Raw genomic sequence first — 17,510 nt, 5'->3', positions numbered from 1 at the left:
CTCACGGGGAGGCGGCCCGTTGTCTTGTCACGCGCGGCGGTGCTTGTCGTAGAGCGCGTCGCGCCACGCGAGCAGGTCCGGGAAGCGGGCGGCGAGCCCCGGATGCGTCCACACCTCGCGCGTGCCCGGGCCCATGGGCAGGTGCCGGTCCGCCGGCGGCCCCAGGAGCACGAGCATCACCGCGGCGGTGACGTCGGCGTAGGTGAAGCCCGTGCCCAGCAGGTAGGACCGGCCGCCCAGCGCCGCGCGCAGCTTCTCGTAGGCGGGGGCGACCTTGGCCTCGATGACCTCCGGTGTGCCGTCCGCCACCTGGTGCTTCTTCACCACGTAGCGCATGCCCAGGCGCGCGGAGGGCGCGAACAGCGGACGCAGGAAGCCGGGGACGAACTTCGGCAGGGCCTCCGCCTGGGCGCGGGAGATCGTCAGCATGCGCGGCATGGCGTAGGCGCGCGCCGCGTCCAGCACCTCTTCGCTGGTGTCGTTCCACGCGGTGATGGCGTCCAGGTGCGCGGCCGGGAAGAGCGCGCTCCCCTGCCCCAGCTCCTCCGCGCGCTTCGCGATGGCGAACGAGCCGTGCGTGGCCGGCTGGGGCGGATCCACGAGCAGCGGCACCGAGGGCTTCACGCCGGGCGCCACCTGCTTGCGCAGCCAGCGCTCCTGGATGAGGGGGACGTAGTCCTGGTAGCGGTAGGCGACGCGGTGGTGGTCCAACGCCCACCGGGCCTTCTCCGTCCAGCCCGAAGAGGTCAGTCCGACGAGGGTTCGCATAGGGGGCGGGACCCTAGCAGGCCCGACGAGGCGGGCCTCAACGTTCGCGCAGGAAGGCGTCCAGGTCGGAGAGCTTGAGCAGCCGGGGCTCGGCGGTGGAGAGCACGGCGTCGCGCGCGGCGGTGGCCAGCGCGCGGACCCGCTCCGGCTCGCGGTGGGCCTTGCGCAGGGCACGGGCCAGGATGAAGCGGATGTTGGCCATCTCCAGGGGCGGGGCCGCCGTCTGGCTCCAGGCCTCCAGGGAGTGCTCCGCCCACTGGCGGGCCTCCTCCACCTCGCCCCTCGCCAGGGCAAGCTCCGCCATCATCTCCTCCACCTCCATGGGAGGCCGGGCCTCCTTGCCCGCGAGCTTGTGGTGCAGGGCCAGGTACTCGCGCGCCGCGTCCCGGGCCTCGTTGAGCTGCTTCGCCCGGGTGAGGGCCACGGTCAGGACGCGCAGTGATTCGCCCAGCTCGGTCTCCGCCTTCAGCTCCCGCAGGATGGCCACGGAGCGCTTCGCCGCCGCGACGGCGCGCTCGGTCTGCCCCAGCCGCATCCAGGCCTCCGCCTGGCATCGCGACGGCGCCGCGAAGATGGGGTCGCTGCGGCCATCGGCCCGGGCTGTCTTTACCTCGTCCTCCATCTCCTGGATCAGCGCCAGGGCGTCCGTCAGCCGGCTCTGGTTCATGAGGATCTGGGACTGGTTGGTGCCCGAGCGGATGCGGAAGACGGAGCCCTTGGGGTACAGCTGGTTGTAGATGTCCCGGGCCTCCTGCATGCGGCGCTCGGCCTCGTCGTAGCGGCCCATGCGGTAGGCCGCCGCGCTCAGGTTCGACCGCAGGCCGCCGACGTAGCGCAGGGGCTGGTGGTCCGGGCCATAGATGCGCGCGTAGCGGCGCAGGCTCTCCAGGAAGGCCTCATAGCCCTCCTGGTAGCGCCGCAGCTCGACCAGGGTCCCGCCCAGGTTGTTGATGGCCATGACGGTTTTCGGGTGGTCCGGACCGTAGGCGGCCTCCAGCACGTCCCTGGCGCGCTGAATGGTCGCGAGCGCCTCCTCCGCGCGCCCCATCGAGCGCTGGATGGAGGCCATCGTGAGCAGCGCGCGGGCGAGCCGTGGCGAGTCACGGCCGTGCAGCCGCTCCTGGAGCGCCAGCGCCTGCTGGAGCACGGGCAGCGCCTCCGACGAGCGCGACTGCTGCTCCAGCGAATTGCCCTCGTACGCGAGCAACTGGGACTCCAGCTCCAGGCTGCCGCCGGAGCGCTCCAGGAGCGCCCGGGCCTCCTCGGCGTGCGCCTTCGCCTGCTCCGGACGCTGGGTCACCTCACCGTCCACGAAGACCAGGTAGACGACGGCCTCCGCGGCGCGCAGGTCGTCGCGTCCCGACAGCGACGCGAGCATCGCGCGGCGCAGCGCCGGCTCCGCGGACTCGTCTCGCAGGTAGGAGCGGGCCTCCCCTTCGATGAGCAGGGCCTCGCCCAGCAGCGGCTTGTAGCCCAGGGCTTCCGCCTCCTTCACGATGGGGGCGACGCGATCCACGGCGTCCTGCCACCGGTCCGCGCCCAGGCGGGCCCGCGCTTCGTCCAGCTTCGCGTACGCGGCCTTCACGCGAGCGGCGACCTCCGGCCGCTCCGGTGGGGGCACGGGCTGGGACAGCGCCTCCACGTCCGCGCAGCGCGACAGCGGGCTCAGCGCCTGCGCGGCTTCTGGAGCGGTGGCGACGCCCGCCCGGTCCGCGGAGAGGAGCACCTCCGTGAGCGCGGTGAGCTCCCGGCGGCGGCGCTCCAGGCAGTTCGTGCGCAGGTCCAGCACCGCGGTGGACTGCGTGCCGTGCTCGTGCGTGGCCATGCACGCGTCGCGGCGGCTGTCGTTCCAACGCGACACATAGGTGTCCAGCGCGCGGGCGGTGGTCTCGTAGGCGGCGACGGCGTCCGGAGCGCCCGTGGCCTGGAAGGCCTCGAGCAGCGCCGCCTTGCGGTCCGCGTCCCAGATGCCCTGGAACCGGGTGGGGTCGTCCGCGCAGGGCGACGGGCCCCGGGCGACCACCACCGCGGCCGCGATGGCGAGCACGCCCACGCCCACGCCCGCCGCCGCCATCTTCGCGCCGGTGCGCGGGAAGGCCGCCCGTTCCAGCGCGTCGAGCAGGACCGCCATGGAGGGATGGCGGGCTCCCGGCTCCGGCGACAGCCCGCGCACGATGAGCGCGTGCACGGCGCGCGGGACGTTGCTCCGGTTCGCCACTCCTCCTGCTTCAGCGGTGGAGGGCCGCTGGCCGTGCAGGGCTTCGTACAGCGAGATGCAGAAGGCGTACTGATCCGACCGCGCATCCGCGGGCGCTCCCGCGAGCACCTCTGGCGCGATGTACCCGGGCGTGCCCGCGACGCTGGTTGCCAGAGGGGGCTTCTTCTGCGACGCGGGCTCGGCCGGGGCTGGCGAGTCTGCGTCCGGGACCTCGGTGGACTCCAGGCGCGCGAGCCCGAAGTCGGTCACGCGGGCGCGGCCCTCCTTGTCCACGAGGACGTTGTCCGGCTTGAAGTCCCGGTGCACGACGCCCGCCGCGTGCGCCGCCGCGAGCCCCCGGCCCGCCTGGAGGTACAGCCGCACCACGTCGCGCCAAGGCCGGGGCGCGGCCTTCAGGTGCTGGCGCAGCGTGCCGCCGTCCACCAGCTCCATCGCGATGAAGACGACGTCCCCGAACGTCCCCACGTCGTGCACGGTGACGACATGCGGATGGCGCGTGCGCGCGGCGGCCTGGGCCTCTCGCAGCAGCTGCTCCGTCAGCCCCGTGGCGCCGCCCGTCGAGGGCAGCGTGCGCAGCAGCTTCAGACCGATGCGCCGGTCGAGGCTCGGGTCATAGGCCGCGTGGACGACGCCCATCCCACCCGCGCCCAACCGCTCCAGCACCACGTAGCGTCCCAGCAGCGCGCCCTGGGCGACCTGCGGGAAGCCCGACCGGGAGACCCGCGTGCGCGGCGCTTCCGACAGCACCACCGCGGTGGGCGCGGCGTGCACGTCGGGCGAGGAAGCGGCGCGCACGCGCAGGAAGTCCGCCAGGGCCTCACGGCAGGACGCACAGGTGTCCAGGTGGGACTCGGCGCGCTCGCGCAGGGACTGGGACGGGATGCCGTCCGCGAGGTCGAGCAGCTCGACCTCCTGGAGGTGGGCGGAGGACTCGGGCATGGATGGGCTCACCCTTTCTTCAGGAGGGACGCGAGGCTGAGCTCCAGGCTGCCGTCGAGCACTCGCAGCAGGCTGTCCAGCTGGGACGTGTTGAGCGCGAGCCTCCGGGCCAGGCCCTGGCGGGTGTCCTCCAGGAGCGCTTCACGCGCCTTCGCCATCCACCGGGACACCGTGGAGGCGTGCACCTGGTGCAGCGCGCCCAACGACTCCACGCCCAGGCCCTGCACCAGCCCCATGCGCAGCAGGTTGCGGTCCCGGGGTGATAGCCCGGCCAGGGCCTCCGCGAAGGCGGCGCGGAAGGCGGGACGGTAGCGGTGGCGGATGTGCTCCAGCTCCGGATCCGCGGCGCCCAGGTCCGCGGCGATGAGCGCGTCATCCAGCGGCGTGCTGCGCTCCGGCCTGCGCTTGAGCGACAGCGCGACGCCCAGCGCCACGGCCTCCGCCCACCGCCGCAGCGGCCCCCGCCCCGCGTACTCCGTGAGGCGTGGCGCGCGGCCCCCCTCCTCCACCAGCAGCCGCAGGCGCGTGAGCTGGAGCACCTCGTCCACGAAGGCCCCCGAGTCCTCCACGCGGCGCACCGCGCGTCCCGCGGGCACCAGCACGGTCGCCTCCAGCGCGTCCAACGCGGCCCGCTGACCCTCCACCGCCGCCAGCGCCAGGTACAGGTCCTCGCAGTGCAGCGAGGCCAGGGCCTGCGTGGGGGGCTCGCCCGGAGGCGTGTGCAGGCCCAGGTGCGCGGCGAAGGTATTGGGCGGAAGCCAGCCGCCCGGCCACGCCGCCTCGCAGCGCTCCAGGATGGCGCTCAGCACGGGCACCAGCCCCGCGTCCTCCTCGGAGGTCAGGGGTCGCGCGGCCCCCCGGAATGCCGCGACCAGCTCGGATGGAAGGTGCGCCATGTCAGCGAGGCCGGCCTCCCAAGGACCGGCAAGACCAGGACGTTAGCGAAAGCCCCGGGCCGTGAGGAAGGGCCCGCTACGCCAGGAAGGTCTCCAGGTCAGCGACCCACCGCCAGGTGCCGGAACGGATGGGGGAGGCAGCGCCCGCGTGGAAATCCCACCGGGGCCGCGCATCGCGCGTGCGGGTCATGCATCCGACCGGCGCGTGAAGTCATCGGGCTCACTTCCCGGAGGAGTGCGACATGAAGATCGGAATCATTGGCGCGGGGTTGATCGGCGGAACCCTGGCTCGCAGGTGGACGAAGCTGGGGCACGAGGTGTCCATCGCGAATTCGCGCGGGCCGGAGACCCTGCGTGACCTGGCGAAGGAGACGGGCGCGAAGGCCGTCACCGTCCAGGAGGCCGCGAACGCCGGAGAGGTCGTCGTCGTGACCATCCCCCAGAAGGCAGTGCCGGACCTGCCCAAGGGCCTCTTCGCGAAGGTGCCGAAGGACGTCGTGGTCATCGACACGGGCAACTACTACCCCGTGCGCGACGGGCAGATCGCGGACCTGCTCAGCGGCACCACGGAGAGCGAGTGGGTCGCGAATCATCTGGGCCGCCCCGTCATCAAGGCCTTCAACAACATCTTCTTCCAGAGCCTGCTGGACAAGGGCACCCCGAAGGGCACGCCCGGCCGGGTGGCCCTGCCGGTCGCGGGGGATCCGCCCGAGCACCGCGCGAAGGTGCTCAAGCTGGTGGAGGAGCTCGGCTTCGACGCCATCGACGCGGGCAGCCTCGCCGACTCCTGGCGCCAGCAGCCCGGCACCCCGGTCTACACGCACGACCTTGATGCCGCGGGCGTGAAGAAGGCCCTCGCCGCCGCCGAGCGCTCGCGTCTGCCGGAGTACCGGAACAACGCCGACACCTCGCTGAAGAACTTCCTCGCGTCGCAGAAGTGAGCAGGACGCGCAAGCCAGCGACTTGAGCACCTCGGAGTCGAACGGCGCGGCGGGCGGCCTCTCCCGCCGCCGCCGTGAGTCGTAGCGTAGAATGCGCGTGCGCCCATGACCTCCGCCTCCGAAGCCCCGCTGCTCGTCACCGCTGAGCTGGAGCCGGAGACCTTCGCGCGCCTGGACGGCCTGCGCCGCCGCTACTTCCCGCCCGAGCGCAACGTCATCCCCGCGCACGTCTCCCTCTTCCACCACCTGCCCGCGTCCGAGCAGGCCGCCGTGGAGGCCGCGCTCGAGGTCGTCACCGAACGTCCCGCGCCCACGCTGCGCTTTGGAAAATTGCGAAGCCTGGGGCGCGGCATGGCGGTGGACGTGGAGGCGCAGGGCCTGGTCCCCGTGCACCGCGAGCTGACCCGAGCGTTCGCGGAGTGGCTCACGCCGCAGGACCGGCAGCCCTTCCGGCCCCACGTCACGCTGATGAACAAGGCCTCCGTCGAGGAGGCGAAGGCCGCCCTCGTGGAGCTGGGCGCGGGCTGGTCCTCCTTCGAGTCTCCCGCCCCGGCGCTGCTGCTCTGGCGCTACCTCGGAGGCCCGTGGGAGCTCGTGCGGCGCTTCCCGTTCACGGGCCGCGCTGGATGAGCTGCTCCACCGCCTCGCGCACGTCCTGCAGGAGCGACGGATCCCTCACCGCGATGAAGATGGTGTCGTCGCCCGCGACCGTGCCCGCCAGGCCCTCCACCTCCTCGCGGTCCAGCGCCAGCCCGAAGATCTGCGCGTAGCCGGGCGCCGTCTTCAGCACGAGCATGTTGGGCGGCGCCTCGATGATGGTCACGCGCGGCGCGAGCGGCACCGGCACCACCGGCGGCTCCGTGCGCTGATAGCGCCCGTTCACCTTCTGCACGCTCAGCTTCTTCAGCCGCCGCGACAGCGTGGACTGGCTGGGCGCGTGCCCCGCCTCCTCCAGCAACGTCTGCAGCACCGCCTGATCCGGAACGTCCTGCCGGGAGATGAGCTGAAGGATGGCGTCGTCCAGGTTCATTCACGTTCACCATGCATGCGGCTGAATACGCACGCAAGGCGCATGAAAAATCCCAGTGAATGTTCTTGCGCGCTGCGCCGTTCTGCATAATATCCGCGCCTCCTCAGCGAATATGCACGAATTCAAGTGCATATTCAGCAGTACCCCATCCATCCGGCGCGGCCGGGGGAGCACGAAGCCCATGAAGCATGTCACCCGCATCCAGGACCTGGGCCCGGAAGGCGTCGAGGCGGTCCTCTCGCAGGCGGCCGCGTGGAAGCAGAAGGACCCCGGGGCGCTGTTCCCCGGGAAGATCCTGGGCATGGTGTTCTTCAACCCGTCGCTGCGCACGCGTACGTCCTTCGAGGCCGTGATGCTGCGCGCGGGCGGGCACGCCATCGTGCTCGACGTGGGCTCTGGCGTGTGGAAGCTGGAGGACCGGCCCGGCGCGGTGATGAACGCGGACCGCGCGGAGCACATCAAGGAGGCGTCGCCCGTCCTGTCGCGCTTCGTGGACATGCTCGGCATCCGCACGTTCTCCCAGGGCGGCGGTGACGAGGAGGACGAGGCCGACCCCGTCATCAACGCCTTCCGCAAGTGGGCCACCGTGCCGGTGGTGAGCATGGAGTCCGCGCGCGAGCACCCCTGCCAGGGCCTGGCGGACGCGCTCACGCTGCGCGAGACGTTCGGCACCACGAAGAAGCTGCCGGTGACGCTCACCTGGGCGCCGCACATCAAGCCCCTGCCCAAGGCGGTGCCCAACTCGTTCCTGCTGTCCGCAGCGGCCGCGGGCTGCGAGGTGCGCGTGGCGCATCCGCCGGGCTTCGACCTGCACCCGGCCGTGCGCGCGGAAGCCGAGGCCTACGCCAAGGCCACCGGCGGCAGCATCACGTACACCCACGACCAGGACGAGGCGCTGGTGGGCAGCCGCGCTGTCTACGCGAAGTCCTGGGGCCCCACCGCGCAGACCGCGAGCACGCCCACGGACGTGGCGGCGCTGCTCGCGTCGTACTCGGGGTGGATGCCCACGCGCCGGCACATGGCGAAGGCCGCGAAGGACGCGGCGTTCCTGCACTGCCTGCCCGTGCGCCGCAACGTGGAGGTCGCCGACGAGGTGCTGGATCACGCGAGCAGCCGCGTCGTGGACGAGGCGGGCAACCGCTACCACGTGCAGCGCGCCCTCCTGGCCTGGATGCGCGGCGGCTGAGCCGTAGAAGCCCGCCGCCCCACCCTTCTTCGTCCCCTTTTTGATTTTCCAGAGGTCCACCGTGCCTTTGTCTCCCGACCCGTACGCCGCCCTTCGCAACGCGGCGAAGTACGTGAAGCAGTTCCGCAGCAAGACCTTCGTGGTGAAGCTGGGCGGCGCCGTGCTGACGGATCCGCGCACGCGCAAGACGGCGTGCGAGCAGATCGCCCTGCTGTGGGCCTTCTCCATCCGCCCCGTCGTGGTGCACGGCGGCGGTCCGGAGCTGGACGCGCTCTGTGACGCCCTGCACCTGCCCATCGAGAAGGTGGCCGGCCGCCGCGTCACCTCCGCGCCCGTGCTGGACGCGGCGAAGATGGTGCTCGCGGGCAAGCTGCACACGGACCTGCTCGCGGACCTCCAGGCCGCGGGCGTGCCCGCGGTGGGCCTGTCCGGCGTGGACGCGGGCCTCATCAAGGCGCGCAAGCGTCCGCCCGTGCTGGTGACGGAGCCCGGCGAGACGCAGGGCCGCATGGTGGACTACGGCCTCGTGGGCGACATCGAGTCGGTGGACACGCGCGTCGTGGAGCACCTGCGAAGCGCGGACTACGTGCCCGTCATCGCCCCGCTGTCGGGCGGCCAGGACGGCGCCGTGTACAACACCAACGCGGACACGGTGGCGGCGGCCCTGGCGGCGGCGCTGCATGCGGAGAAGCTCTTCTTCATGGTGGAGGTGCCGGGGCTCCTCAAGGACGTCTCCGACCCGTCGTCGCTCATCTCGCTGGCCACGCTGTCGGACCTGGCGTCCCTGGAGGCGGAAGGGCGGCTCACGGGCGGCATGCGTCCCAAGGCGCACGCCATGCGCCACGCGCTCGTGGGCGGCGTGGGCAGCGTGCACCTGGTGAGCGGCAAGCAGTCCGACGCGCTCCTGGAGGAGGTGTTCACCAACGAGGGCAGCGGCACCATGGTCGTGCGCGAGCACCCGGTGAAGCACGGCGAGGCCAAGGGTTGAACCCCGCCGAGCTGCTCACCGCGCTGGTCGCCACGCCCAGCGTCTCCGGCGACGAGGCCCGCATCGCGGACCTCGTGTCGGGCCATGCGGAAGGCTGGGGTGCCCGCGTGCACCGCCAGGGCCACAACGTGTGGTTCAGCGTGGGCAGCGGTCCGAAGCGCCTGCTCGTGAACTCCCACCTGGACACGGTGAAGCCGTGCGCCGGGTGGGACACGGAGCCGCACGAGGCCGTGTGGAAGGACGACACGCTCTACGGCCTGGGCGCCAACGACGCCAAGGGCTGCGTCACCGCCATGCTCCTCACCGCGAAGGCGCTCCTGGAAGAAGGCGCGCCCTCCGGTGTCGAGTGCGTCTTCGCGCTCACCGCCGAGGAGGAGACGGGCGGCAAGGGGCTGGGCCCCCTGCTCTCCACGCTGGGGCCGCTGGACGCCGCCATCGTGGGCGAGCCCACGTCGCTCAAGCCCTGCACGGCGCAGCGGGGCATGCTGCTGTTGCGCTGCGTGGCGCACGGCAAGAGCGGCCACGTCGCGCACGCGCACACGGGAGGCCTGGGCTCGGAGTCCAACGCCATCCTCAAGGCGGCCCGGGACATCCAGGCAGTGTCCGCGCTGCGCTTCCCCGCGCACCCGCTGTTGGGTGAGGCGCGGGCACAGGTGACGCAGGTGTCCGGCGGACTGGCGCGCAACCAGGTGCCGGACCGGTGCGAGTTCTTCGTGGACCTGCGCACCACGCCGGGCATGGACCACGCGAAGGTGGCGCAAGACGTGGGCGAGGCGTTGGAGAGCGAGGTGGTGGTGCACTCGGCGCGCTACCTGCCCAAGGGCACGGACGCGTCGCACCCGCTGGTGCGCGCGGCGGTGGCGGCGTCGGGCCAGGGGACGGTGGGCTCCAGCACCACGTCCGACTGGGCATTCCTGGGCGACATCCCGGCGGTGAAGGTGGGCCCGGGCGACACGCTGCGGAGCCACCAGGCGAACGAGTACCTCACGCGCGCGGAGCTGGAGGCGGGGCTCGCGTTCTATCGACGACTGCTGCACGGCTATGCCGGGGAGGTGTCGCGTGGCTGAGACATTGTGGGGCAAGGGCCAGCCGCTGGACGCGGCCATCCACGCCTTCACCGTGGGCGATGACCCGGTGGTGGACCTGTCGCTGGTGCCGCACGACGCGCTGGGCAGCGCCGCGCACGCCCGCATGCTCGCGCACGTGGGGCTGCTCGCGCCGGACGCCGCGAGCTCGCTCGTGGCCGCGCTGCACGCGCTGCACGACGAGGCGCGCGCGGGCCGCTTCACCATCCGCCCGGAGCAGGAGGACGGCCACACCGCGCTGGAGGCCGCGCTCGTGGAGCGCACCGGCGAGGCGGGCAAGCGCATCCACCTGGCGCGCTCGCGCAACGACCAGGTGCTGCTGGCCCTGCGCCTCTTCATGCGCGAGGAACTGCTCGCGCTGGGCGCGCGCACGGCGGAGCTGGCGGGCACGTTCCTCGACTTCGCGCAGGCGCATGCGGACCTGCCCCTGCCCGGCTACACGCACCTGCGCCGCGCGATGCCGTCCACCTTCGGCCTGTGGGGCATGGCGTTCGCCGAAGGGCTGCTGGAGGAGTTGGAGGCGCTGAAGGGCGTGTGGGGGCGGCTCGACCGCTGCCCGCTGGGCGCCGCCGCGGGCTTCGGTGTGCCGCTGCCCATCGACCGTGAATATGTCGCGCGGTTGCTCGGTTTCAGTCGAGTTCAACGCAGCCCCATCGACGCGCAGGACAGTCGGGGGCGGCATGAAGCGGCGCTGCTCACCTGGGCGTGCTCGGTGGCGGGCACTCTGGAGAAGTGGCTTTGGGACGTGCAGCTCTACAGCATGGACGAGTTCGGCTTCCTGGCCCTGCCGGATGCCTTCACGACCGGCTCGTCCATCATGCCGCAGAAGAAGAACCCGGACGTGGTGGAGCTGGCCCGGGGCCGCTGCCGCGAGCTGCGCGGCCTGGCGCATCAGGTGGAGGCGGTGGCCGGTGGGCTTCCCTCCAGCTACCACCGTGACTTCCAGCTGCTGAAGCGCCCCACCCTCCAGGCCCTCACCAGCGCGAAGGCGCTGCTGGAGGTGCTGTCGCGGCTGGTGCCCGCGCTGAAGGTGAACGCGGAGAAGGCTCGCGCGGCGTGCGACGACACGCTCTACGCCGCGCACCACGCCTACGCGCTCGTGGCGAAGGGCCAGCCCTTCCGCGACGCGTACCGGGAGGTGGGCCGTCAGTTGAACGACGGCAGCTTCCAGCCGGACCGCGGCGCGCTGACGGCCACCCACCTGGGGGGCGCCGGCAACCTGGGCCTCGCCACCGCGCGCGAGGAACTGAACGACGCGCGCGACTGGCTCACGCGCACCCATGCACAGCAGGCCGAGGCCGCCGCGCGCGTCTGGGCCCCCTGAACCCTTCCTCACCCCCTTTCGCAGCAACAGGAGTCCGAAGATGAGCAAGAAGTCCGTGGTGCTGGCGTTCTCAGGCGGCCTCGATACCGCCTTCTGCACGGTGTACCTGCGCGAGCAGGGCTGGGACGTCACCACCGTCACCGTGGACACGGGCGGCTTCCCGCCCGAGCAGTTGGAGCGCATCCAGGCCCTGTCCCAGAAGCTGGGCGCGGTGGCGCACCACACGGTGGACGCGCGCGACACCCTCTTCCAGGGCTACCTGCGCTTCCTCATCGCCGGCAACGTGCTGCGCGGCCAGCTCTACCCGCTGAGCGTCTCCGCCGAGCGCGCCTGCCAGGCCGTGGAAGCGGTGCGCATGGCGGAGAAGCTGGGCGTGCAGGCCGTGGCCCACGGCAGCACCGGCGCGGGGAATGATCAGGTCCGCTTCGACGTGGCCTTCCGCACGCTCGCGCCGCAGCTGCAGCTGATCACCCCCATCCGCGACCTGGCGCTCTCCCGCCAGCAGGAGATCTCCTTCCTCGCGGAGCGCGGCTTCCACCTGCCGGCGAAGACGGGCACGTACTCCGTCAACGAGGGCATGTGGGGCACGTCCGTGGGCGGCCGCGAGACGCTGGACTCGTGGAGCACCCTGCCGGAGGCAGCCTTCCCCGGCGGAGAGATCCCGACCGACCTGAAGCCGCTGCCGCTCGTCATCTCTTTCGAGAAGGGCGTGCCGGTGGCGCTCGACGGCAAGGCGCTGTCGGCGGTGGACGTGGTGGAGAAGCTCAACGCCATTGGCCGGCCGTACGGCATTGGCCGGGGCGTGCACCTGGGCGACACCATCCTGGGCATCAAGGGCCGCGTGGGCTTCGAGGCGCCCGCGGCGCACCTGCTCATCGCGTCGCACCGCGAGCTGGAGAAGCTGGTGCTGTCGGGCAAGCAGCTCTTCTGGAAGGAGACGGTGGGCAACCTGTACGGGTCGCTCTTGCACGAGGGTCACTTCTTCGACCCGCTGGTGAAGGACCTGGAGGCGTTCCTCGCCTCCTCGCAGGACCGCGTGACGGGCGAGGTGAAGCTGGTGCTCACCCCGCGCGCCCACGTCGTGGAAGGCGTGCGTTCGCCGCACTCGCTGATGGACGCGAAGGTGGCGACGTACGGAGAGGCCAACGTGTTGTGGACGGGGACGGAAGCGGCGGGGTTCGCCAAGCTCTACGGCGTCGCGCAGATGCTCTCGCAGAAAGCGAAGTGACGACATGAAGATCCACGTCGACAAGGTGGGCAGTGTCACGCGCAACCTCCAGGTGGGGCGCACGGTGCACCTCACGGATGAAGTGCGGTGCGAGGAAGGCGCCGTCATCGCGGTGCGCATCCACGGGGAGAAGAGCGTCTACAACCAGTTGGAGGACGTGAACGGCCGGCTCGTCACGCTCCACGCGGGCGACATCGTCGTGGGCGCGCTGGGCCACCGCAACGCCCTGCACGGCTACGAGGGCGTGGTGCCCGCGTCCGTCACGGTGGGCGACAAGCTCAACATCCTCAACATGGGCGGCGTCATCGGGAAGTGCACGTCGCACAACCCGGGCGTGGGGCCGCCGTTCGAGGCGGAGGTGCTGGGCCAGGTCCTCACCTTCCCGGAGTTCCAGTCGCGCGCGGGCCAGCACGCGCACATCTCCACCGGCGCGCTCAAGGGCACGGCGAGGGCGGTGACGTGCCCGGTGGTGTACGTGGTGGGCACCTGCATGAACGCGGGCAAGACGTACGCGGCCAGCGTCGTCGTGCGCAAGCTCTCCCAGGCGGGCTACCGCGTGGGCGGTGCGAAGCTCACCGGCGTGTCGCTGATGCGCGACACGCTGTCCATGCAGGACAGCGGCGCGGACGTGGTGATGGACTTCACCGACGCGGGCGTCGTGTGCACCGGGGCGCGCACGGCGTCCAAGGTGGCGCGCATCGTCTTCTCGGAGATGGCGGCCCAGGAGGTGGACGTCATCGTCGCGGAGACGGGCGACGGCATCATGGGTGAGTACGGCGTGCAGGCCATCCTGGCGGACCCGGAGCTCAAGGCTCTGGGCGGCGCGTTCATCCTGTGCGCGAACGACCCGGTGGGCGCGGCCGGCGGCGTGCGGCACCTGCGCGAGGTGTACGGCATCGAGATGGACATGGTGGCCGGGCCCGCCACGGACAACGCGGTGGGCGTGCGCTTCGTGGAGCAGGTGGTGGGGCTGCCCGCTCGCAACGCGCGCGCGGATCCGAACGCCCTGGGGAATCTCATCGTGGAGAAGCTCGCGCCCAAGCTGGGTGCGGGGAGGAAGTCATGACGTCGCCTGCGCACATCTACATCCTGGGGGCCTCCGGTTTCGGCGGAGGCGAGCTGCTGCGGCTGCTCGCGGGCCACCCCGGCAACGCCGGCATCCGCGTGGTGTCGCGGCACCACGCGGGCGCGCCCATCCACAAGGTGCACCCGCACCTGCGCGGGCTGGTGGACGGCCGCTTCGAACCGGAGCCGGACTGGCGCTGGCTCGCGGACTCGCCGCGCCCGGTGGTGTTCAGCGCGCTGGGGCACGGGGACCTGGCGTCGCAGTTCGCCGGGCTGGAGAAGCAGTGGGCGGACGCGGGGATCGCGGACCGGATGCTGCTGGTGGACCTGTCGTCCGACTTCCGCCTGGACCACCCGGGCCGGTACGCGGGCGCCTACGGCCGGCCGCACCCGTCCCCGGACCTGCTGGGCACGTTCACCTACGGCCTCACGGAGTGGAAGCGTGAGCAGGTGAAGACGGCGAAGCGCATCGCCAACCCGGGCTGCTTCGCGACGGCGGTGCAGCTGGCGCTCCTGCCCATCGCGGCCACGCCGGGGCTGGGCCTGCTGGCGGTGTCGGGCGTGACGGGCTCGTCCGGCTCCGGCTCGCTGCCGGGCGAGGGCACGCACCACCCGACGCGCGCGCACGACTTCCGCGCGTACAAGCCGCTGGAGCACCAGCACGAGGCGGAGGTGGAGGTGATGCTGGTGGCGCACGGGGCGCAGCGGCACCGGCTGGCCTTCGTGCCGCACTCGGCGCCCATGGTGCGCGGCATCTTCGCCACGGTGCAGTTCGAGTGGCCGGAGCACGGCGGCGCGGTGGTGACGCAGTCGCTGACGGAGAAGTACCGCCGCTACTACGAGGGCTCGAAGTTCGTGCGCATCGTGGAGGGCACGCCGCGGGTGGCGGCCGTCACGGGCAGCAACTTCTGCGACATCTCCGTGGCGACGAAGGGCCGCTCCGTGGCGGTGATGGCGGCGCTGGACAACCTGGTGAAGGGCATGGCCGGGCAGGCGGTGCAGAACTTCAACGTGGCCCTCGGCTTCCCCGAGGACACCGGCCTGCGCCAGGCGGCCTGCTACCCGTAGGACGTTGAACGCGAGGCGGCTTCGGCACGGAGCCGGAGCCGCCTCAAGCCGCGGGCGTCTTCGTCACGTCGCTCGGGGAGGAAGCCGTTCCCTCGGGAGCGGCAGGTGCTTCGGCGGCGGCGCCACCCTCGCGCTGCTCCAGCCGCGCGCCTCCGGCTTCCGCAGCCTTGAGGAACTCGTCGTACTCCGACTTGCGCGCCGCGGCCTTCTCCTGGGCGGCGGCGGAGCCCTTCTCCGCGGCCGCACGGCCCGCGCGGATGGCCCGGGCGCTCAGCAGGGTGCCGCCCACGAAGGCCAGGATCCGCAGCCCCGACGCGAAGCTCCACCCCGTCGTGAGGCCCTCCAGGCCGTCGCGCACGAAGTTGAGCGCGACCACGAACACGCCCCCCGAGACCGCGGCCCCCACGGCCGTGCTCCACGTGCGCAGCGCGACGATGCGGGCCGCGCCGTAGCAGAGCGCCGGCAGCACCGCGAGCACCCACAGGTCCTCCAGCACCACCGCCACCGGGATGCGCAGGAAGTCGGAGGGCAGCGCGTTCACCCGCGAGTGCAGGCGCAGCACCAGCGACACGCTGAGCATGGCCCCCAGCACCAGCGACAGGAAGCCCAGTCCGACGATGAACTGGAAGCGGCGGACGCGGACGCGCAGGGGCTCGAGGACACCGGGTTTGGAGCTCACGGCCCCAAAGCCTAGCGCACTCTCACCCTTCGTCCTCTTCCCCGACAGCCGCGTCCCCCAACGAGCGAGGAGGCGGGCCGTCGCCGTAGAAGACCTCCTCCAGCACCAGCCCCTGCGGAGGCGCGGTGGCCCCGGCCAGCTTGCGCTCGCGCGAGGCCAGCACCTCCGCCACCCAGGCCTCGGGGCGGCGGCCCTTGCCCACCTCCACCAGCGTGCCCACCAGGTTGCGCACCATGTGCTTGAGGAACGCGGTGCCCTCCACCACGACGGCCACGGTGTCGCCGGACGTGCCCTCCACGCGCACCTGCCGGATTTCGCGCACCGCGTGCTTCGCCTGGCAGTCGGCGGCGCGGAACGCGGAGAAGTCGTGCCGGCCCAGCAGCGCCTGCGACGCGCGGCGCATGGCCTCCACGTCCAGCGGGGCGAACACCTCCCAGTGCGTCGTGCGCAGGAGCGGCGACCGCGTGCGCCGGTTGCTCAGCCGGTAGCGGTAGCGCTTGCCGCGCGACCAGCGGCGCGGGTCGAACTCCGCCGCCACCTCCTCCGCGGACACCACCGCGATGTCCGGCGGAAGGATGCCATTGAGCCCCATCGTGTATGCCTTCATCGGCAGCACGCGCGGCGAGTCGAAGCAGGCCACCTGCCCCGTCGCATGCACACCCGCGTCGGTTCGGCCGGCGGAGGCCACGAACACGCGCTCCCCCAGGAGCTTCTGGAGCGCGTCCTGGAGCGTGGACTGGATGGACGGGCCATTGGGCTGCACCTGCCAGCCCACGTACCGGGTGCCTTCGTATTCGAGCGTCAGCTTCAGCCGGGGCATGGTGCGGCAACCAAGGACACGCGGGTCAGCGCGTCTTCAGCCATCCCTCCAGCACATCCGCCGCGAGCTTCGCCAGGGACACGTTCGCCTTCCGGGCCTGGGCCTCCAGCTTCTCGTACAGCGCGGGGTCCAACGGCAGCGCGAGCAGGCGAGGCTCGGTGGCGGAGCCCTCGTCCAGGCGCATGGCCTCCGTGGGCGGGCCCTCCACCGACGCCACCACCTCCGCCAGCTCCAGCGCCACCTCCGACGTGGGCGCGGACGACTGGCGCGTGGACAGCCGCTTCAGCTCCTGCGGACGCTCGTCCTCGAAGAGCTGCTTGACGAAGTTGGCCAGATGCAGCGGCGTGGGGGTGAAGTCATACGCGTCCAGGAAGGCGTCCAGGTCGCGCTGCATGTCCAGCGCCGTCTGGTAGCGGCGCTCGCGGTCCCGGGCGAGCGCGCGCATCAGGATGGCCTCCACGCGCTCCGGCAGGTCCTCGCGGAAGTACGACGGCGCGTAGATCTTCGCCTCGGTGATGCTGCGCATGACGGCGACGTCGGAGTCGCCGGTGAAGAGCTTGAAGCCGGTGAGCCACTCGTAGAGGACGGTGCCCAGCGAGAAGATGTCGCTGCGGCAGTCCAGCGGCCGGCCCAGGCACTGCTCCGGGGAGAGGTAGCTGAGCTTGCCCTTGATTTCGCCCGAGCGCGTCTCCTCCACCTGGTTGGCGGCCTTGGCGATGCCGAAGTCGAGCACCTTCACCGAGCCGTCGAACGCGACGATGATGTTCTCCGGCGTCACGTCGCGGTGGACGATGTTGAGCGGGTTGCCGTAGCGGTCCTTCTTCGTGTGCGCGTAGTGCAGGCCCGCGCAGACGCAGGAGGCAATCTTGAGCGCGTACACCATGGGGAAGGGAATCCCCATGGACTCGGCCTTGGGCACGACGCGGCGCATGTCGCGGCCGGACACGTACTCCATGGCGATGAAGTAGCTGTCGACGATCTTCCCCAGGTCGTGGATCTGCACGATGTTGGGGTGGTTGAGCTGGGCGGCCAGCCGCGCCTCGTTGAGGAACATCTTCACGAAGGCCGCGTGCTTGGACAGATGCGGACGGATGCGCTTGATGACGATGGGCGTCTCGTCACCGCTGGCATCCACCTGGTGCGCGAGGAAGATCTCCGCCATGCCCCCCACGGCAATCCGGTCGATGAGCCGGTAGTTGCCGAAGCGGAACGCGTCGCGCGGGGGCGAGGAGGCGGCGGGAGCCATGGAGGCAATCTAGCCGCGCCCTACCCGGA

At 71.8% G+C, this 17,510-nt stretch carries 16 protein-coding genes; 9 read left to right on the top strand and 7 right to left on the bottom strand.

Annotation, left to right across the window (positions count from 1 at the left end):
* Positions 1-27: 27 nt before the first annotated feature.
* From AABA78_RS20445 to AABA78_RS20435, 3 genes are read right to left on the bottom strand one after another with little or no spacing between them, the layout of a single operon-like run.
* Complete coding sequence (locus AABA78_RS20445) at positions 28-768, bottom strand: glutathione S-transferase C-terminal domain-containing protein (RefSeq protein WP_338264860.1); 741 nt, start codon at positions 766-768, stop codon at positions 28-30.
* A 37-nt stretch (positions 769-805) separates the two neighbouring features.
* Positions 806-3,925 (bottom strand): protein kinase domain-containing protein, encoded by a 3,120-nt coding sequence (locus AABA78_RS20440; protein ID WP_338264858.1) that lies wholly within the window; start codon positions 3,923-3,925, stop codon positions 806-808.
* Positions 3,926-3,933: 8 nt separating this feature from the next.
* A complete protein-coding gene (locus AABA78_RS20435; RefSeq protein ID WP_338264857.1) occupies positions 3,934-4,821 on the bottom strand; it encodes a hypothetical protein in 888 nt (295 codons plus the stop codon).
* A gap of 242 nt (positions 4,822-5,063) precedes the next feature.
* On the opposite strand from AABA78_RS20435, the gene AABA78_RS20430 reads away from it, so the two are divergent.
* Both AABA78_RS20430 and AABA78_RS20425 read left to right on the top strand, forming a co-directional pair.
* Positions 5,064-5,762, top strand: coding sequence for an NADPH-dependent F420 reductase (locus AABA78_RS20430; protein ID WP_338264854.1), 699 nt, complete (start codon positions 5,064-5,066; stop codon positions 5,760-5,762).
* A 105-nt stretch (positions 5,763-5,867) separates the two neighbouring features.
* Positions 5,868-6,392 (top strand): 2'-5' RNA ligase family protein, encoded by a 525-nt coding sequence (locus tag AABA78_RS20425; protein WP_338264853.1) that lies wholly within the window; start codon positions 5,868-5,870, stop codon positions 6,390-6,392.
* Here AABA78_RS20425 and AABA78_RS20420 read toward each other — a convergent pair.
* Positions 6,373-6,792, bottom strand: a complete 420-nt coding sequence (locus AABA78_RS20420; RefSeq protein ID WP_171414706.1) for an arginine repressor — start codon at positions 6,790-6,792, stop codon at positions 6,373-6,375. The two genes, AABA78_RS20425 and AABA78_RS20420, sit on opposite strands and share 20 nt — an antisense overlap.
* Positions 6,793-6,973: 181 nt before the next feature.
* Here AABA78_RS20420 and AABA78_RS20415 point away from each other — a divergent pair, with 181 nt between their 5' ends.
* The 7 genes from AABA78_RS20415 to argC all read left to right on the top strand — a co-directional run bounded on the left by AABA78_RS20415 (position 6,974) and on the right by argC (position 14,736).
* A complete protein-coding gene (locus AABA78_RS20415; protein WP_120525612.1) occupies positions 6,974-7,978 on the top strand; it encodes an N-acetylornithine carbamoyltransferase in 1,005 nt (334 codons plus the stop codon).
* A 61-nt stretch (positions 7,979-8,039) separates the two neighbouring features.
* Positions 8,040-8,966 (top strand): acetylglutamate kinase, encoded by a 927-nt coding sequence (argB, locus tag AABA78_RS20410; RefSeq protein ID WP_120525611.1) that lies wholly within the window; start codon positions 8,040-8,042, stop codon positions 8,964-8,966.
* A complete protein-coding gene (locus AABA78_RS20405) occupies positions 8,963-10,033 on the top strand; it encodes a M20/M25/M40 family metallo-hydrolase (RefSeq protein WP_338264847.1) in 1,071 nt (356 codons plus the stop codon). The genes argB and AABA78_RS20405 overlap by 4 nt, the downstream gene beginning before the upstream one ends.
* On the top strand, positions 10,026-11,375 hold the full coding sequence (gene argH / locus AABA78_RS20400; protein WP_338264845.1) for an argininosuccinate lyase: 1,350 nt from the start codon (positions 10,026-10,028) through the stop codon (positions 11,373-11,375). The genes AABA78_RS20405 and argH overlap by 8 nt, the downstream gene beginning before the upstream one ends.
* 40 nt (positions 11,376-11,415) lie before the next feature.
* Positions 11,416-12,603, top strand: coding sequence for an argininosuccinate synthase (gene argG, locus AABA78_RS20395; RefSeq protein ID WP_338264844.1), 1,188 nt, complete (start codon positions 11,416-11,418; stop codon positions 12,601-12,603).
* A gap of 4 nt (positions 12,604-12,607) precedes the next feature.
* Positions 12,608-13,669, top strand: a complete 1,062-nt coding sequence (locus tag AABA78_RS20390; protein WP_338264843.1) for a hypothetical protein — start codon at positions 12,608-12,610, stop codon at positions 13,667-13,669.
* Positions 13,666-14,736 carry an N-acetyl-gamma-glutamyl-phosphate reductase gene (argC, locus tag AABA78_RS20385; protein WP_338264842.1) on the top strand — a complete coding sequence of 357 codons (1,071 nt, stop codon included), beginning with the start codon at positions 13,666-13,668 and terminating at the stop codon, positions 14,734-14,736. The genes AABA78_RS20390 and argC overlap by 4 nt, the downstream gene beginning before the upstream one ends.
* 43 nt (positions 14,737-14,779) lie before the next feature.
* On the opposite strand, the gene AABA78_RS20380 is transcribed toward argC, so the two are convergent.
* From AABA78_RS20380 to AABA78_RS20370, 3 genes are read right to left on the bottom strand one after another with little or no spacing between them, the layout of a single operon-like run.
* Entirely contained in the window at positions 14,780-15,415 is a 636-nt protein-coding gene (locus AABA78_RS20380) for a hypothetical protein (RefSeq protein ID WP_338264841.1), read from the bottom strand.
* 22 nt (positions 15,416-15,437) lie between these two features.
* Positions 15,438-16,235 (bottom strand): tRNA pseudouridine(38-40) synthase TruA, encoded by a 798-nt coding sequence (truA, locus tag AABA78_RS20375; protein ID WP_338264838.1) that lies wholly within the window; start codon positions 16,233-16,235, stop codon positions 15,438-15,440.
* A 25-nt stretch (positions 16,236-16,260) separates the two neighbouring features.
* Positions 16,261-17,481 carry a serine/threonine protein kinase gene (locus AABA78_RS20370; protein WP_338264836.1) on the bottom strand — a complete coding sequence of 407 codons (1,221 nt, stop codon included), beginning with the start codon at positions 17,479-17,481 and terminating at the stop codon, positions 16,261-16,263.
* Positions 17,482-17,510: the final 29 nt, after the last annotated feature.

Origin of the sequence: Corallococcus caeni (genome assembly GCF_036245865.1) — a bacterium.
GTDB classification, from domain to species: Bacteria; Myxococcota; Myxococcia; order Myxococcales; family Myxococcaceae; genus Corallococcus; species Corallococcus caeni.
This window is presented reverse-complemented; position numbering and strand designations above follow the sequence as displayed.

Excerpts from the sequence above, each read along its gene's own strand:
- AABA78_RS20445 (WP_338264860.1), bottom strand. The coding sequence starts at position 768 with ATGCGAACCCTCGTCGGACTGACCTCTTCGGGCTGGACGGAGAAGGCC.
- AABA78_RS20440 (WP_338264858.1), bottom strand. The coding sequence starts at position 3,925 with ATGCCCGAGTCCTCCGCCCACCTCCAGGAGGTCGAGCTGCTCGACCTC.
- AABA78_RS20435 (WP_338264857.1), bottom strand. The coding sequence starts at position 4,821 with ATGGCGCACCTTCCATCCGAGCTGGTCGCGGCATTCCGGGGGGCCGCG.
- AABA78_RS20430 (WP_338264854.1), top strand. The coding sequence starts at position 5,064 with ATGAAGATCGGAATCATTGGCGCGGGGTTGATCGGCGGAACCCTGGCT.
- AABA78_RS20425 (WP_338264853.1), top strand. The coding sequence starts at position 5,868 with ATGACCTCCGCCTCCGAAGCCCCGCTGCTCGTCACCGCTGAGCTGGAG.
- AABA78_RS20420 (WP_171414706.1), bottom strand. The coding sequence starts at position 6,792 with ATGAACCTGGACGACGCCATCCTTCAGCTCATCTCCCGGCAGGACGTT.
- AABA78_RS20415 (WP_120525612.1), top strand. The coding sequence starts at position 6,974 with ATGAAGCATGTCACCCGCATCCAGGACCTGGGCCCGGAAGGCGTCGAG.
- argG (WP_338264844.1), top strand. The coding sequence starts at position 11,416 with ATGAGCAAGAAGTCCGTGGTGCTGGCGTTCTCAGGCGGCCTCGATACC.
- AABA78_RS20390 (WP_338264843.1), top strand. The coding sequence starts at position 12,608 with ATGAAGATCCACGTCGACAAGGTGGGCAGTGTCACGCGCAACCTCCAG.
- argC (WP_338264842.1), top strand. The coding sequence starts at position 13,666 with ATGACGTCGCCTGCGCACATCTACATCCTGGGGGCCTCCGGTTTCGGC.
- truA (WP_338264838.1), bottom strand. The coding sequence starts at position 16,235 with ATGCCCCGGCTGAAGCTGACGCTCGAATACGAAGGCACCCGGTACGTG.
- AABA78_RS20370 (WP_338264836.1), bottom strand. The coding sequence starts at position 17,481 with ATGGCTCCCGCCGCCTCCTCGCCCCCGCGCGACGCGTTCCGCTTCGGC.